9 protein-coding genes, 1 pseudogene and 1 other annotated feature are annotated in these 16,379 nt (G+C 57.5%); of the genes and pseudogenes, 4 read left to right on the top strand and 6 right to left on the bottom strand.

What is annotated here, in order from left to right:
- Positions 1 to 13: 13 nt before the first annotated feature.
- Entirely contained in the window at positions 14 to 400 is a 387-nt protein-coding gene (locus BCV73_RS01575) for a cupredoxin domain-containing protein (RefSeq protein WP_089545722.1), read from the top strand.
- A 130-nt stretch (positions 401 to 530) separates the two neighbouring features.
- On the opposite strand, the gene BCV73_RS01570 is transcribed toward BCV73_RS01575, so the two are convergent.
- The 4 genes from BCV73_RS01570 to abc-f all read right to left on the bottom strand — a co-directional run bounded on the left by BCV73_RS01570 (position 531) and on the right by abc-f (position 10,116).
- Positions 531 to 4,004, bottom strand: a complete 3,474-nt coding sequence (locus BCV73_RS01570; RefSeq protein ID WP_089545721.1) for a cell division protein ZapA — start codon at positions 4,002 to 4,004, stop codon at positions 531 to 533.
- A 114-nt stretch (positions 4,005 to 4,118) separates the two neighbouring features.
- A complete protein-coding gene (gene pheT, locus BCV73_RS01565; protein WP_089545720.1) occupies positions 4,119 to 6,569 on the bottom strand; it encodes a phenylalanine--tRNA ligase subunit beta in 2,451 nt (816 codons plus the stop codon).
- Positions 6,570 to 6,610: 41 nt separating this feature from the next.
- Positions 6,611 to 7,645: a phenylalanine--tRNA ligase subunit alpha gene (gene pheS / locus BCV73_RS01560; protein WP_089545719.1), complete on the bottom strand. Its 1,035-nt coding sequence runs from the start codon at positions 7,643 to 7,645 to the stop codon at positions 6,611 to 6,613.
- Positions 7,646 to 7,795: 150 nt separating this feature from the next.
- Positions 7,796 to 8,085: a binding site (T-box leader), on the bottom strand.
- A 189-nt stretch (positions 8,086 to 8,274) separates the two neighbouring features.
- Positions 8,275 to 10,116 (bottom strand): ribosomal protection-like ABC-F family protein, encoded by a 1,842-nt coding sequence (gene abc-f, locus BCV73_RS01555; protein WP_089545718.1) that lies wholly within the window; start codon positions 10,114 to 10,116, stop codon positions 8,275 to 8,277.
- Between the two features lie 600 nt (positions 10,117 to 10,716).
- Between abc-f and BCV73_RS01550 the strand changes: the two genes are divergently transcribed.
- Genes BCV73_RS01550 through BCV73_RS01540 form a run of 3 tightly spaced genes read left to right on the top strand, consistent with a single transcriptional unit; the run spans position 10,717 to position 13,116 of the window.
- Positions 10,717 to 11,169, top strand: a complete 453-nt coding sequence (locus BCV73_RS01550; protein ID WP_179231856.1) for a CcdC protein domain-containing protein — start codon at positions 10,717 to 10,719, stop codon at positions 11,167 to 11,169.
- 46 nt (positions 11,170 to 11,215) lie between these two features.
- Entirely contained in the window at positions 11,216 to 12,436 is a 1,221-nt protein-coding gene (locus tag BCV73_RS01545; protein ID WP_076170712.1) for a sensor histidine kinase, read from the top strand.
- Between the two features lie 8 nt (positions 12,437 to 12,444).
- Complete coding sequence (locus tag BCV73_RS01540) at positions 12,445 to 13,116, top strand: response regulator (RefSeq protein WP_076170715.1); 672 nt, start codon at positions 12,445 to 12,447, stop codon at positions 13,114 to 13,116.
- 92 nt (positions 13,117 to 13,208) lie between these two features.
- Here BCV73_RS01540 and BCV73_RS01535 read toward each other — a convergent pair.
- Positions 13,209 to 15,242 (bottom strand): annotated as a pseudogene (locus tag BCV73_RS01535) (beta-galactosidase).
- A 217-nt stretch (positions 15,243 to 15,459) separates the two neighbouring features.
- Positions 15,460 to 16,379: glycosyl hydrolase family 95 catalytic domain-containing protein (locus BCV73_RS35620; RefSeq protein ID WP_343219874.1), on the bottom strand; the 920-nt coding region annotated here is incomplete at its 5' end.

Raw genomic sequence — 16,379 nt, 5'->3', positions numbered from 1 at the left:
AGGAGGATCACAAGTGAAGAAGACCCTGGCTGTCGTCCTTTCCTGCGTGCTGATTCTGGTGCTGGCTGCTTGCGGGCAATCCAAGAGCGGCGATTCCGCATCGGGCAGCGGAGTCACCGAAACCGGTGTAGCCCCGAGCGAGGAATTGGTGATCAAGGCGACAAACTATGCATTCGATCAAAAAGAATATCATCTCAAAAAGGGCGTACCTGTCAAAATTACGCTTGAAAACGATGAGGGAAACCACGGCGTTCTCATTCCGGGTCTCGAGCTTCAGCTTGACGGTAAAAACAAGTCCGCGGTCGTCACACCGGAAAAAGCCGGCACTTTCGAAATGGCCTGCTCAGTGTTCTGCGGAGCGGGACATTCCGGCATGATTGCCAAAGTCATTGTGGAATAAAAGTTAGGCAGACTTGAACCCAAAAGTTAAAATCCCCTCGAAGTATGCTTCAGGATGATGCATGATCCGTCCTGCCGCTTACTCCGAGGGGATTTTCATTTAAGTGTGTAATGTGGGTGGTCTATAGAAGTCAACTCTGATCCTGTTCGATCAGCTCGATCCACTCGTTATATTCGGTCTGCAGCTTGGAATACTCGTCCTTGAGCAAGCGGTACTCTTCCTCCAGCTTGCCGGTCTTCTCCAGCTGAATCTCATGTTCTGCCTGCAGCAGACGGTATTGATGCGTCACCAGCTCAAAGCTTTCCCCCACCTGGCGAAGTTCATCCGCGACCGACTCCTTCTCGCTTTGGATCCGGGTAAGCTGCTGCTCGCCGGCAGCGATCTGCTGCTGCCAAGCCTCAAGCTCCTCTTGCAACTCCAGCTCCCGGCTGCCCCACGCTTCCTGCTGGTCCATCATATCCTTCAGCTTATCCTGATAAGACTGCATGGATTGCTCGGCACTGCGCAGCAATCCGCGCAGCTCGGTCTCCCGGTCTGCCGCTTCATCCAGCTGCAGCGATGCTTCCTCCAGCTTCTTCACCGCGGCCTCTTTCTCCTCCAGCAGAAGCAGGTATTCGATTTCGGTATCCTCCTGGCGGCTCTGCGCCTCCTTCACCTGGCGCTGCAATTCCTCATACTGCCGCTGCAAGCCCTGATACTGCTGGTTCAAGCTGTTGTACTGTTCGCGCTGCGCTTCGGTTTGGCTCCGCAGCTGTTCATTTTGCTCCTGAGCTGCCCGGTTCACCCGCTGCAGCTCTTCGTACTGAGCCTGAACGTCCTTGGCTTGAAGCTCCAGCTCTTCAAACCGTGCTTCAGCTTGCTCCTGCTGCTGGCGCAATGTGCCGTTGTCGCGGGCATATTCCTCGGACTGCAACCGCAGGCGCCCGATCATTTCCCGGCTGTCCTCCAGCTGCTGCTCCAAATCCGCCAGCTGCTCTGCTCTGGCGTCATGCGCCTGCTGCAGTTCCTGATACAGCTCCTGGTGGTCATCATATTCCATCCGAAGCTCGTGATACTGCTCCTGCCGTTCTTCCAGCCGGAGCTGTAGCGCACGATACTGCTCTTGATGACCTTCGCTCTGCTGCTGCAAGGTTAAATATTGCTCTTCGAGATCTTCCAGCACCCGGCGGGCCGTCCGATGCTCCGCCTGCTGTTCTTCGAGCTGCTCCTGAACTTCCAGGTACTGATTCTCGAGGTCTTCCAGCGCCTGGCGGGTCGTTTGGTGCTCCTGCCGCTGCTCCTCCAGCTGCCGCTGTACCGCTCGATACTGGTCTTCGCGTTCCTTCAGCGCCTGGGCAGCTATCTGCTGCTGCTCACGGTGCTCTTCCAGCTCCTGCTGCAGCGCTGCATACTGCTCTTCGCGCTCCTTCAGCGCCCGAGCGGCCGTCTGCTGCTGCTCACGCTGCTCTTCCAGCTCCTGCTGCAGCGCTGCGTACTGCTCCTCGCGCTCCTTGAGCGCCCGAGCGGCCGTCTGCTGCTGCTCACGCTGCTCTTCCAGCTCCTGCTGCAGCAATGCGTACTCCTCTTCGCGTTCCTTCAGCGCCCGAGCGGCCGTCTGCTGCTGCTTCCGCTGCTCTTCCAGCTCCTGCTGCAGCGCTGCGTACTGCTCCTGCTGCTCTTCGAGCAGCAGCTGGGCGAGCTCGTACTGCTCCTCATGCTCAGCTACCTGCTTCCGCAGCTCGCCGCACTGCTGCTCGTATTCGCCTGAACGGCTCTGCAGCTCGGTATACCTTGCCTGCTGCTCTTCCCACTGCTCCTTCAGGCCAGCATAACGTTTCCGTTCCTCTTCCGCCTGAAGCTCCAGCTCCGCGTGTACTTCCCGTCTTCTCTCCAGCTCCTGCTGCAGGTTTTGTACGTTCTCCTGCTGCTCCTCCGATTGGATTTCGAGCTCGAGATACAATTCCTGCTGTTCCTCCAATTGAAGCCGAAGGTCCTTGAGCTGCTGCGCATATTGGCTCGACTGCCGCTCCAGGCCTGCAATCTGCTCCTCTTTGGCCTCGATCTGCCGGCCGTAATCCTGCAGATCCTGCTCCCGCCCTTGCAGCGCCTGCTTCAGCGATTCCAGCTCTTGCTCTTTCGCGGCCAGCACCTCCTGCTGGGCTTCCAGCTGCTTCTCCAAACGCTGAAGTTCCTCTCCCTGTTCCGAGGAAGAACGCTCCTGCGCCTGCAGCTTCTGCACCTGGGCTACGAGCTGCTGCTGCTTTTCTGCCAGCTCCTGAGCAAGCTGCTGCAGCCGCTCCTCTTTCGCGGCCAGCTCCTGTCGGAGCGCTTCCCGCTGCTGCTCAGCTTCCTGGCGGAGCTTACTCTCGCCGTCCGCCTGCTCTTTCAGCACGCTCAGCTCGTCATGCAGCGAAGCCATGCCCGTCTCCAGCGTCTCGTTCTGCTCGCCGGCTTCCAGCACCTGCAGCTCCAATTCGCCGATCTCTTCCTTCTGCTTCTCGATCGTGCCTTGAAGGGTTTCGGCTTCGGCCGTCAGCTGGGCGATTTCGCCAGTCATTTTCTTGGAAGCCTCGCTGTAATCCTCAAGCAGCTTCTGCATGCGGCGGTGTTCCTCTTCCGAAGCGGCCGCCTCGTCCTTCAGCTTGCTGATCTGTCCGTTCAGCGCTTCCTCCTGTTCGGTCAAAGCCTGCACTTGCGCCTTGGCCTCCTCTTCGCGCACCAGCACGACTTGATGCTGCTGCCGCAGTCTGGAATAGGCCTCCTTGGCGTTCTTCAGCTCCTGCTCCATGTTCTGCAGCTTCTCCTGAAGCTCGCCGCTGCTGCCGCGAAGCTCGGTCAGCTGCTCCTGCAGCTCCTGAATAGAGGCTGCATGCTTCTCTTCGAGCTCCTTGACGGCTCCCTGATGCTTCTGCTCAAGCTCGGTGATCTTCGCGCGGTTGTTCTCCTCCGCCTCTTTCAACGCTCCGACCCGCTTCTGCTCGGCGGATTGCAGCGCTGCCGCATGCTTCCGTTCCAGCTCCAGCACGGCAGCTTTATGCCGTTCCTCCACAGCCTGCTTGTCCTTCTGCATTTGCTCCGCGGCCTGTTTCTCCTTGCGGAGCAAGGATTCCTTCTGTTCCGTCTCCCGCTTCAGCGAAGCGCGGAGCTGATCCAGCTCCTTCGTCAAAGAATTCCGGGTCTGCTCCAGCCGCGCCGTAAGCTCAGACTTGGACTGCTCCAGCTCTTTCGCAAGCGCAGCCTTCTCCTGCTCCAGCCGCTTTTGCAGCTCTTCCTTCTCCTTCTTGATCAGCTGCGCTTCTTCCTTCTGCTTGTTGACTTCCGCCAGCTGCTCGTCCCGCTCGGACTGCAGCCTGGTGAGCTCCGAGCGCAGTTCGCTGCGCTCGCCGGTCAGCATCTTCACTTCGTTGCGGAGATCCTGCATCTGCACGGCTTCCTCCGCCATATGAACCGCGGCAAGAACGGCGATCCTAGGGGTGTCCAGCCGGGAATTGCTTTTGGAAATGGCATTCATCCGTTCATCGACATAACTGGCAATCTTTCGCATATAATCGGCACTGCTGCCGACCAGTTTATAAGAAGTCCCGTAGATCTCCACGGAGACGCGTGTACGATCAGGTGTAGTCACAGTTGTGCCCTCCTTCATATGTGTGTTGACTCTAAGATGTCTTGTTCTCTCCAATAAAAAAATCACATCGAATCTCTGTGTCTAAGGATTCGATGTGATTGGATTCAATTCCTGCTATTTTCTTAATTCCGCTTGAAACTTTTGCTCAAGGGCGCTGACGACTCCGGCATGCGCCGCGGTGACTTCCTCATCCGTCAGCGTGCGCTCATTGTGGCGGTAGACGAGCGAAATCGCGACGCTCTTCTTGCCTTCGCCGAGCTTGCTTCCGGTAAACACATCGAATACCTGTACGTTCTGCAGGAGCTCGCCCGCGGCTTCGCGGATCGTCTCAAGCAGGGAGCCCGCTTCCACGGCGCTGTCCACCACGACTGCAATATCCCGCTCCGAAGCCGGGAAGCGCGGAAGCTCCTGATATCGGATATCGAAATCGGCGTGATCGTACAGCGGCTGCAGCAGAATTTCGGCAACGTACACATCGCCGAGTCCGCGCTCCTGCTGCAATTCGGGATGCACCTGACCGAGCGTTCCGATCAGAACCTGCTCTCCGCCGCCATTGATCAGGTAGACGGAAGCTGAACGTCCGGGATGATATCCGGCCGGCTGGTTCGCCACGTACCGGATCGCTCCCTCCAGACCCAAATCCCCGAACAGCGTCTCCAGGGCACCCTTCAGGTCGAAGAAATCGACTTTCTCCGGCGCATGGTTCCACTGCTTCTGCCCGCGGCTGCCGCACAGCAGCAAGGACAGCACGTTCAGCTCTTTTGGCTGAACCGTCAGCGTCTCCTCCTGCGAGAAGAACACGTTGCCCACTTCGAACAGCGCCAGATCGTACTGTTTCCGGTTCGCGTTGTGCACCGCGATATCGAGCAGCTGCGGCAGAATGCTCGTACGCAGCACGCTGCGCTCCTCGCTCATCGGCATCGACAGCTTCACCGGCACGCTTCCTTCCGTCAAGGCCGGGAACAGCGCGGCCAGCTCCGGATGGGTGAAGGAGTAGCTGATCACTTCCTGCCATCCGCCATGGGTGAACAGTCTGCGGATTTCGCGGCGGATCGCCTGAGACTTCGTATAGCCCCCCGGCGTTGTAGGCCCTTCGATCGCCGTCGTCGGGATATTGTCGTATCCGTACAGGCGGGCAATTTCTTCGATCAGGTCGACGTCTTTCGTAATGTCTCCACGGCGCGTCGGCACCTGCACTTCCAAAATGCCTTGGGCGGTATCCGCAGCGTGGAAATGGAGACGGCCAAAAATCGTCTTCACTTCCAGCATCGACAGCTCCGTTCCAAGGAACCGGTTCAGCTTGTCGAAGGACAGAACAATCACCTTTTCTTCCGCCTGCGCGGCACCGGCTTCGACGATGCCCTTATGAACCGTTCCTGCGCAATAACGGGCGATCAGCGACGCAGCCCGGTTCAGCGCCGGAATGACCGCACCCGGATCGACTTCCTTCTCGAAACGCTGGCTCGCTTCGGAGCGCAGTCCGAGCTGACGGGAAGTCTTGCGGATGGTGCCTCCGTCGAACTTGGCCGATTCGAGCAAAATGTTCACGGTGCTGTCCGTAACCTCGGAATCCAGTCCGCCCATGACGCCGGCTAATCCAACCGGCTTCACGCCGTCGGTAATGAGCAGCATGTGTGGCTCCAGCTTGCGTTCCTGGCCGTCCAGCGTCACGAGCGTCTCGCCTTCACGAGCCAGGCGAACATCTACGGCCCCGCCTGTCAAGTGGTCCGCATCGAACGCGTGCAGCGGCTGACCGTATTCGAGCATGACATAGTTGGTAATATCAACGATGTTGTTAATCGGACGGACACCTGCAGCCATAAGGCGGTTTTGCATCCACTGCGGCGACGGAGCGATCTTCACGCCCGTAATATAACGCGCGGTGTAATGGCTGCAGTGCTCAGGCGAGCTGATTTTGACCGAGATATGGCTGCTTGCCGCGTCAGCTACCTCAACCAGTTCCCTTTCGGGATCAGGCAGCTTGACGTCGCGGCCCAGAATAGCCGCCACTTCGTAAGCCGCTCCGCGCATACTGAGGCAGTCGGAACGGTTCGGCGTCAGGTCAAAGTCGAGTACTTTGTCGTCCAGGCCGAGCACGGAGGTGATCGGCGTTCCGATCTCCGCGTTCTCCTCAAGGACGAGTATGCCTTCCTGCTGCTCCTTCGGCAGCAGCTTGTCGTTCATGCCCAGCTCTTTGGCGGAGCAGATCATGCCTTGAGAAGCGACGCCGCGCAGCTTGGCTTTTTTGATCTCCAGACCGCCGGGCAGCAGAGCGCCGACCAGGGCAACGGGTACTTTTTGTCCGGCATCCACGTTTTTCGCGCCGCAGACGATCTGCAGGTCTTCGCCCTGTCCCGCGTCAACGATGCAGACGTTCAGCTTATCCGCATCGGGATGCTTCTCCTTGCTTTTTACATAACCCACGACGACTTTCGAAATACCGTGATTGCGGTGCTCAACCTCGTCGATCTCGATGCCCGCGCGCGTAATCTGCTCGGCCAGCTCTTCGGCCGTTACATTTTCCAGTGATACATAATCGGATAACCATTCAGTTGATACTTTCACTTGCGTTCCCTTCCTTCTTCCCGTATTCGCTAACCTTACGCTTACATGCGGGCAAACTGCTTCAAGAATGCCACATCGCCGCCATAGAAATGACGGATATCGTCGATTCCGTACTTCAGCATCGTAATCCGGTCCGGCCCCATGCCAAACGCGAAGCCGCTGTGCACTTCCGGATCGTAGCCGCCCTTGCGCAGCACTTCCGGATGCACCATGCCGCAGCCCAGAATTTCCAGCCATCCCGTATGCTTGCACACCCGGCATCCGCTGCCGCCGCATCTGGCACAGGTTACGTCGACCTCGGCGCTCGGCTCTGTGAACGGGAAGAAACTTGGACGAAGGCGGATCTGTGTGTTCGGTCCGAACATTTCGCGGACGAATTGCAGCAGCGTGCCTTTCAAATCGCTCATACGGATGTTTTCGCCGATCACCAGGCCTTCAATTTGGTAGAACTGGAACGAGTGCGTCGCATCGTCGTCGTCTCTGCGGTATACTTTGCCCGGGCAGATGATCTTCACCGGCACCTTGCCCTGCATGCTCTCCATCGTCCGGATCTGCACCGGCGACGTCTGCGTTCTCATCAAGAGCTCCTCGGTAATGTAGAACGTATCCTGCATGTCACGGGCCGGGTGGTTCTTCGGCAGGTTCAGCGCTTCAAAGTTATAATAGTCGGTCTCTACTTCCGGTCCTTCCGCAATGTGGTAGCCCATGCCGATGAAAATCTCCTCGATTTCCTGAATGACTTTGTTGAGTGGATGGGTGCCGCCTTGGGTCATTTTGCGACCGGGAAGCGTAACGTCCACTTTCTCCGCCTGCAGGCGCTGCTCGGTTTCGGCCTTTTGGAAAGCCTGCTGCTTGGACTCGATCAGTCCTTCGATCGCTCCGCGCACATCATTGGCCACCTGGCCGATCAGCGGACGTTCCTCCGCGCTAAGCGCGCCCATGCCCCGCAAAATCTCGGTCAGCGCCCCCTTTTTCCCCAGATACTTCACGCGCAAATCGTTCAGCGTCTGTACGTCAGCGACGTCATTCAGCTGAGCGATCGCTTCCTGCCGCAATGCTTCCAGTTTTTCTTTCATGAACTTCCTGCCTCCTTCTTGAAATCGCCAATACATTTTTGACCAACAACGCCCCGCAAAGCAGGGCTTTTGCCCCGGGTGACTGCTCAGGTACTTGGCGGGGATCCTCAGAAAAAATTCCTAAGAAATACAAAAAGGCCTTTTCTCCCGAAAAGGGACGAAAAGACCGTGGTACCACCCTTGTTAGACAAGCGAAAAGCCGTTTGATACGCACACGCGCACCTCTGGCCAGCTTGATCTCACTCTCATTCGATGTAACGGATCGAAAACCGTTATCCCCTACGCGGAATCCTGTCAGCAAACATGCTGGCGCGTGGATTCGTTCAGGGAACTGCTCCGGAGGGAATTTCAGCAGCCTGTTTCTGTAGAGACGCTCTCAATCTCCGGCGTCCCCTCCCTGTAAAGAGGCACTGCTTACTTATCTCCATCAACGCATTTGTCTTGACACATAAATTGGATTGCAATGGCTGATCCATACAGGTCATTCATTCACCGGGATCAGTCCGTTGACTATAGTCAATAATTATAGGCAAAAAAAGCTGTATTGACAAGTCCGAATCGCCTAAATCTATAGGCGTTCCCCTTCTCAGCATGCCCATTTTTTGCGGAACCAGACTTCATTCCTCAAATTAGAGCTGTTCCAGCTCGCTCCGGAGCCTGCGGATATTCGTAATCCGTGCCGCAGCCTCCTCGTCGCTCCCGCCGTCTTCGTTCAGCAGCCGGGTCAGCTCCCATTCCAGAGCCAGCCGGGCGTTTTCCCGGTCGGTATCCTCCTTCAGTGCTCCGTTATGTCTGGCCAGCTGCTCTTCCTCTTCTTGAACCGTGCCCTCAAACAGATGCGGTTCTTCCGTATGAGAGACGGTCAGCAGCCGGTCCGCGAGCTTGCGGATCAGCATCCGGTCATGGGACACGACGACCAGAGCACCCGGATATGCGGATAACGCCTCCTCGATCACTTCCCGCGTCGAGATGTCCAAATAGTTCGTCGGCTCATCCAGCACGAGCAGATTGGCCCCGGAGAAATACAGCTGCACGAAAGCCGCGCGGCATTTCTCCCCCATGCTCAAATCCCCGATTCGCTTGAACACGTCCTCCCGCTTGAACAAGAAGCAGCCAAGAAGCGTCCGCGCATGCGTCTCGGTCATCGAAGGCAGGCGGAGCAGGCTGTCCAGCAGCGTTTCCTCTTCGTTCAGCACCTCCAGCTCCTGCGAGAAGTAACCGATCTTCAGGGCCGGATGCTGCCATACCGTTCCTTCGCTTGGCACAAGCTCGCCCATAATCAGCTTGAGCAGGGTTGACTTGCCCGCTCCGTTCGGACCCCGCACGGCCAGCCGGTCGCCGCGGGAGAGGATCAGGTTGAACTTGTCGAACAACTTCTTCGTTTCGTAGCCGAAGGACAGCTTCTCAAGCCGCACCAGCACACGTGCGGAGAAACCACCCTCGCCCAGCTGCAGGTTGACCTTCGGTCCGCTTTTCGGCTTTTCCACGCTTTCGCTCTCGAGCCGCTCCAGCTCTTTTTGCTTGGCGTGATACCTGGAGATGTTTTTCTTGGCTTTCGCTTTGTAGTAAGGCAGCGCCGCCTTCGTTTCCGTATTTTTATCCGCCGATTTCTCGGCCTGGTGGAACCATTCCTGGTATTTGCGGATCGATTCCTCCAACGCTTCCCGGGCCTGCTTCTGCTTCTTGTAGAGCGCCTCCTGCTCCCGAAGTTCGCGGTCCTTTTCCCGCCGGTAATCGGAGTAGCCGCCCTTATATTTTTTCAGCCCGCTCTCGGTCAATTCGCAGACTCCTGTCACCACCCGGTCCAAAAAGGTCCGGTCATGGGACACGACAATGACGGTGCCTTCGTAGTGACGAAGCCAATCCTCCAGCCAGTTCATACTCTCCTCGTCCAGATGGTTGGTCGGTTCGTCAAGGAGCAGCACCTCCGGCCTTTTGACCAGCAGAGCCGCCAGCCTGACCCTGGTTTTCTGGCCGCCGCTCAGATCGGCAAAAGGAACCTGCCACAGCTCGGGACCGATGTGCAGCATGGTCAAATGCTTCTCCAGCCCGGTCTCCCAGTCAAAACCGCCGCTGAGCTCATACTGCTCGAGCCGCTGGCCGTATTCCTCCAGGAGATCGGAACCGACTTCGCCCGTCGCCATCGCCTGCTCCAGCTCCTTCAGCCGGCGCTTGATTTGCCACAGCTCGCCGCTTTCGCGCCCCGCCGCATCCAGTGCGGTCAGATGCATCAACTCTTCCGACGTCTGCGTCATATATCCCCACTGCTCCAGCGGGACTCCGCGTTCCACGTTGCCCCGGTCCGGTTCCAGCTGCCCGGTCAGAATCTGCAGCAGCGTCGTCTTCCCCGCACCGTTGACGCCGAACAGCGCCAGCCTCTCGCCTTCATAGATTTCCAGGTCAATATTTTCAAAAACGGTCTTCCCTTTAAATTCTTTGGCTATATGTTTCGTTTTTACGATATTCAACATTAAGCATCACCCTTTAAAACATAAATTTGAATTTCCGTCGTTTCAGACAAACCAGCCGTTTCAGTCCAGCCCGGCCTCTGATCCATTTTCACGAATCAAAAAAGCCGCAGGCAGCATCGCCTACGGCAGGAAATTCGTTATCATTGTCTATGTCAAAAAAGGGTTTACCCGTACGAAATACCGCCCCGAACATGATGATCCAGGCACGACATTACCCCATGAACACGTCAAAAACACACAAAAAAGCATTATCCGTATCCATCGGTGAGGTATCCAGTCTCTGAAAATAGACATAACGATTCTCTTCCCTGCGGCAGGCGCAGAAACTGCATGGTTTCAACATTAAGTTGGTTTGCAGATTAGAGAGATCAGTCATGTTTATCCATCGGCTGTGTGGTTACCTCGTTTTCTTCAGGATGAAATGCTTGCTGCCATTTTAACAAAATTATCGGAAAAAGAAAAGCCCAAACCTGTTCGTCCACAGTCATGTACATCTCCGGATGTATATCCGGCCGAAAAAAATCAACGCACGGTTCGATTACGCGGCCAATCTTCCTTGATATGCTGGACTCATCACGAAAAATGAATGAGGTGTTAGCGATGGATCAATACTCAACTGATATTATTATCATCCTGCTTGTCATTTGGCTTACCGCAAGGGAAAGAACCTTCCGCCCTTCCAGCATATGGATCGTTCCTGTGTTATGGGGGGCAATGACCCTTTCCTCCATCCCATGGGCGTCGGTAGGTCCGGTCGAAGTGGTGCTGTTCGTCGTGTTTGCCGCGGCAGGTTTGGCAACGGGGATCATCCGGGGTAAAATGGAAAAAATGCGCATGGGAACGGACGGCCAGGTAACCGTGCAGGGTTCCATTGCCAGCATTGTGCTGTTTCTCGCCGTGCTTGTTCTTCGGGTCCTTGCTCAGTCCTGGGAGCAGACACACGCCTTCTATCACATCGCAAATGCGCTGATGTTCATGCCGCTCGGTTCCATCTGCGCACGCCGGTACGTCATTTACCGGAGATATCAGGCGATGACGGGACAACGGGCATAAAGACCTGAATCACCGGCTTCAATGTGCCAGCTAAAGGAGACCTGCTATGGAAACAGGCAACGATGAACGAACAATACTGTCTTCCAATCCGGCCAGAAGGGCGCTGCTCAGTTTGTTGATCGTGTATTCCGCGATTCAGAACGGAATGTACGGTGAGCCTCGCGCGTTTGTTCCGGGCGTGCTGTTGACGTTGGCCGCGCTATGCCTGCAATGGCGTCCCCGGTGGTTTACCCGCCAGGGGCCGGCCCCCGCTTTTGCCGTGTGCGCCTTGCTTGGCATCTCTTCCATTGGGGTCATGCTGGGGCTTGGCGGCAGCTTGTATATCATCGTCTTTTTTCTGCTGGGATGGGTGAGTTACCGGCTGCCGGCATCGTACTCGGCTTCATACACCGTTCTAAATATAGCTGCCGCAGCGTGGATCCTGCTGGCTCAGCATCGGACTTTGGAAGCTGTGATGACCCAATGCCTGATTCTCGCGGCGGTTTATCTTCTATTTTTGGCCGGCAGGCTGCGCAGAACGACCCGAACGATGAAAGAAACGCATCTGCAGGAGCTGACGTCCGCTCATCAGGAGCTGGAGGCGGCTTACCGCAGCCTGCGCCAAGCTCACGAGGAGCTGGAGGAGACTTCCGAGCAGGCGCTGCGCTATGCGGTACTGGAGGAGCGCAGCCGGATCGCAGCCGACATCCATGACAGCATCGGTCACGGCCTGACCTCCGTGATCGTGCAGCTGCAGGCGCTGCCGTATATGATCGAAGCGGCGCCGGACGAAGCCCGCTCAACGCTCAGGCAAGTGACGGATGTGGCCCGCGGATGCCTTCAGGACGTCAGAACGGTCGTCCACGAAATGGGGCTTGTCCGGCCTGGCGAAGGGCAGAAGGAGCTCAGGAAGCTGACGGACACCTTCAGCGAGCGAAGCGGGATTCCGGTGGCCTTTACCATGGATATCCCCGGCACCATCGCCCCGGAGCAGCTGTACGTCCTTTACCGCATCCTTCAGGAGGCACTGACCAACATGATGCGCCATGCCCAGGCCACCCAAGCTGAGGTCCGGCTTATAGGTAACAAGGAAAGCCTGGTCTTGACCATCCGGGATAACGGCGTGGCGCAAGGTCCAATCCAGCCGGGATTCGGACTGACCACCATGCGGGAGCGATGTGCAAAAGCCGGCGGACGCCTGACGTTCACCCCCCTCGCTCCCCATGGCCTGGAGATTACCGCAAGCCTGCCGTTTTCCGCAGCGACACCCAATAACAGAGGGGAATGAATGCTAATATGGACCCAGAACGTATCCGCATCATCATCGCGGATGACCAGCCCCTGATCCGGCACGGCATCGGGTTTATCATTAAGGCGCAGCAGGACATGGAATGGTGCGGGGAGGCGGGCGACGGCCGCGAAGCCGTAAACCTTGCGCTCCGAACGCGGCCGCTTATCGCCCTCATGGACGTGCAGATGCCCGGCATGAACGGGATCGAGGCGACACGGGAGCTCCGGCGGCAGTTGCCGGAGTGCAAAGTCATCATCCTCACCACCTTCGATCTCGAGGAATACGTGTACGAAGGCATCCGGGCCGGAGCCGTCGGCTATATGCTGAAGGATGCGGCGCCGGAGGAGCTGCTCCATTCCATCAGGGCGGCGAGCCGCGGCGAAGCCATCTACCGGACGGGAGCCGCAGCCCGGATGATTTCGGAGGCGCTGCGCCAGACGGAATCGTTCCAGGACCGGCAGGACATGCGGCTGTCCCTGCCGGACCCGCTGACCGACCGCGAGCTGGAAGTGCTGCAGGAAATGGCTTACGGCCTGAAAAACGAAGATATCGCCGCCAAGCTCCACATCAGCGAAAGCACAGTCAAAACCCACGTGCACCGCGTCCTGCAAAAAATCGGCGCCGAGGACCGCACCCAGGCCGTCGTGCTGGCCATACGCAATCAATGGGTGCAATAAATTGCCTTTACAAAAAAGCAGGCTTTGCCGGGAAATCCCGCAAAGCCTGCTTGTATTGGAATGGAACGTATTTTAGCCGCGATACCTTGTCTTTACTCTGCTTCCTCCAGAATCAGGACGCCGCGTCCCGGCACCTCGGCCGCTCCGTCTACGGTTACGCCGCTGAGAAGGTCCCGGCGTTTGACGTCCCCCGTGCGAACTGTCGCACTCTCCGCGTTATGGTTCAGCACGAACAGGAACGAGCGTCCATCTTTCACGCGGCGGGCAACCTCTACGCCGGCCGGAAGCTCCGGCACCAGCGGCTGAACGCCTTTCTCGGCGCAGACGGCCCCGAGAAAACCTTCCATGAAGTCGCTGTCCGCGCTGGTCGCTACATAGTACGCTTTGCCTTCACCAAAGCGGTTCACCGTGAGCGCAGGCATGCCTTTGTAGAAGTCCGAGCCATACTCGGCCAGCACTTCCGCGCCTTCGGCATGGATGAGATCAAACAGCATCTCGCATTTATAGCTGCCCGTAAGCTTGCCGTACGGCTGCTTCATGACGATTTCATTGTACTGCCCGAGCGGCAGTGCGTCGATTTCCTCCGCCCAGATGCCGAGCAGCTTGCGGAGCTCGCCCGGATATCCGCCGAGGGTCACGAGATCGGTCTCGTTCACGATGCCGCTGAAGAACGTCGTAATAAACGTGCCGCCGGCAGCGGTGAACGCCTCCGACTTCTCGGCAAAGCCCGGCTTGACCATATACATAACCGGCGCGATCACGATGTCGTACTTGCTGAAGTCGGCTTGGGCGCTGATCATGTCCGCCTCGATGCCCTGCTTGAAGAGGGCGTCGTAAAACTTATGCACCTCGCGCACATAATTCAGCTCAACGGTCGGTCCGCTCGAGAGCTCCATGGCCCACCGGTTTTCCCAGTCGTACACGATGCCAACCTTAGCTTCCGTCACCGCATCCAGCAGCGTGTCCCCAAGACGGCCCAGCTCCTCCCCGAGCTGCGCCACCTCACGGAATACCCGCGTATTCTCATGTCCGACGTGCTCAATGACGGCGCCGTGGAACTTCTCGCAGGCGCCCTTGGAGCGCCGCATTTGGAAGAACATCACCGTATCCGCCCCGCGGGCAACGGCCTGATAGCTCCACAGGCGCATCACGCCGGGACGCTTGAGCGAGTTGTACGCCTGCCAGTTCTGCTGGCTCGGCGTCTGCTCCATCAGCATGAACGGCGCCCCGTGCTTCAGGCCGCGCATCAAGTCATGCGTCATGGCGGTTTCACTGACCGGCGTTGTCAGAGACGGATAGTTATCCCACGAGACGATATCCATATGCTTCGCTCAGTCGAAGTAGTTGAGCAGCGGGAACGTCCCCATCAGGTTGGTCGTGATCGGCACGTCCTTCGAATGCTCGCGGATCGCTTCAACCTCGATGTTGTAGCATTCCAGCAAACTATCGGACATAAACCGGCGATAATCCAGGGAAATGCCCTGGAACGCGCTGACGTTGCCTTCGCCCTCCTCGCTCAGTCCGTCCGGAAGCACGATTTCGTCCCAGTCGTAGAAAGTGTGGCCCCAGAAACGGGTATTCCATGCTTCGTTGACGGCATCCAGGGTGCCGTAACGCTTTTGCAGCCAAACGCGGAATTCGGCGGCACAGTTGTCGCAGTAACAGAAACCGCCGTATTCATTGGATACGTGCCAAAGCAGCAGCGCCGGATGATCCTTGTAGCGCTCGGCGAGCTTGCCCGCCATCAAGCGGGAGTATTTGCGGTAAGTCGGGCTGTTCGGGCAGGAGTTATGTCTTCCGCCGAACTTTCTTTTCCGTCCGTAAAAATCGACGCGGGTCACATCCGGATGCCGCTTGGCCATCCATGCCGGATGCGCCCCGGTACTCGTCGCCAGTACGATGCCAACGCCGTCCTTGTGCAGACGGTCCATCGTTTCGTCGAGCCACCCGAAATCGTAAGTATCCTCGTCAGGCTGGTTTAACGCCCAGGAAAAGACGTTGATCGTCGCCACGTCGATCCCGGCCAGCTTGAACATCCGCTGGTCCTCTTTCCATTCTTCCTGTCCCCACTGTTCAGGGTTATAATCTCCGCCGTACCAAATTTTAGGCAGTTTATCGTTAATCACGTACCCACTTCCTTTCTCTTGTTGAATCGCCGATAGCCCGTAATCTTAGCCCGTGACTTAGCCTGTAACTCTTAGCCCGTAACAAATAAAATGTCTTCTCCGGCTTCTTGTACCGTAAAAGGTTTCCCACGGTTTTTTCGGCCTTCTTCGGTTTTCTTAGGTTATCTTTCCGCTTCCTTCGGCTTCCTTAGCTTTCATTTCAGCCTCAGCTTCAGCTTCAACTCACCGATACCTTTTCCTTGTCCCGTGGTGTAATTCGGTATGTTTCGCCCGCTGCCGTAACAAACCCGTCAGCCGGTAGCTCCTGCCCATCTGGTCCCTGCACCCGGTACAGGCAATGGTCCGCGATCCGGCAGGTCCCGCCGTGCGTGGAGGTTATTCCTGCTTCCTTAATCGTTCCGGCGCTCCACTTCATGTCCAACACAAAGCCGCCTCGCGCCCGCAGACCTTTGGCTTCCCCTTCGTTCCAGGCTTCCGGCAGAGCCGGCAGCATCCGAATCTCGCCCTGGTGGCTTTGCAGCAGCGCTTCCGCAACACCGGCCGCATAACCGAAATTGCCGTCAATCTGAAAAGGCGGGTGGTTGCCGAACAGGTTCGGCAGGCTGGAGTCGCTGAGAATCCGCCGGATGGAGCGGTACACGTTTGCCGGCTCCTTAAGCCGCGCGTACAGGTTAAAGATCCAGGCCGCACTCCACCCCGTGTGCCCGCTTCCCGCCTCGATCCGCTTCTTCAGCGACAAGGAGGCGGCTTGCATCAGCTCCGGCGTATTCTCGTTTACGGCGTCTCCCGGGTACACTCCGTACAGATGGGATACATGCCGATGCCCCGGCTCATTCTCGCCGAAATCGCGCTCCCATTCCCGCATCCGCCCGTCCGGACCCATGCCGGGATGTGCCAGCCGCTCCCGTTTTGAAGACAGCTCCTGCCGGAAATCCTCATCAATCCCAAGCACTTCAGCTGCATTGATGCAGTGTCCGAAAAGCTCGTCAATGAGCGCCATATCCATCGCCGATCCGGCAGCCGTACTGCAAGGCTCTCCCGATTCGGTCAGGAAGACGTTCTCCGGTGAAGTCGAGAGCCCCGTCGTCCATCGTCCGTCGGGAAGCTGGACAAGCCAGTCCAAGCAGAACAAGGCGG

Source organism: Paenibacillus sp. SSG-1, from assembly GCF_002224835.1.
Classification (GTDB): Bacteria; Bacillota; Bacilli; order Paenibacillales; family Paenibacillaceae; genus Paenibacillus_AQ; species Paenibacillus_AQ favisporus.
The sequence above is the reverse complement of the archived record's forward strand: the minus strand, read 5'-3'. Positions and strand labels throughout refer to the sequence as shown.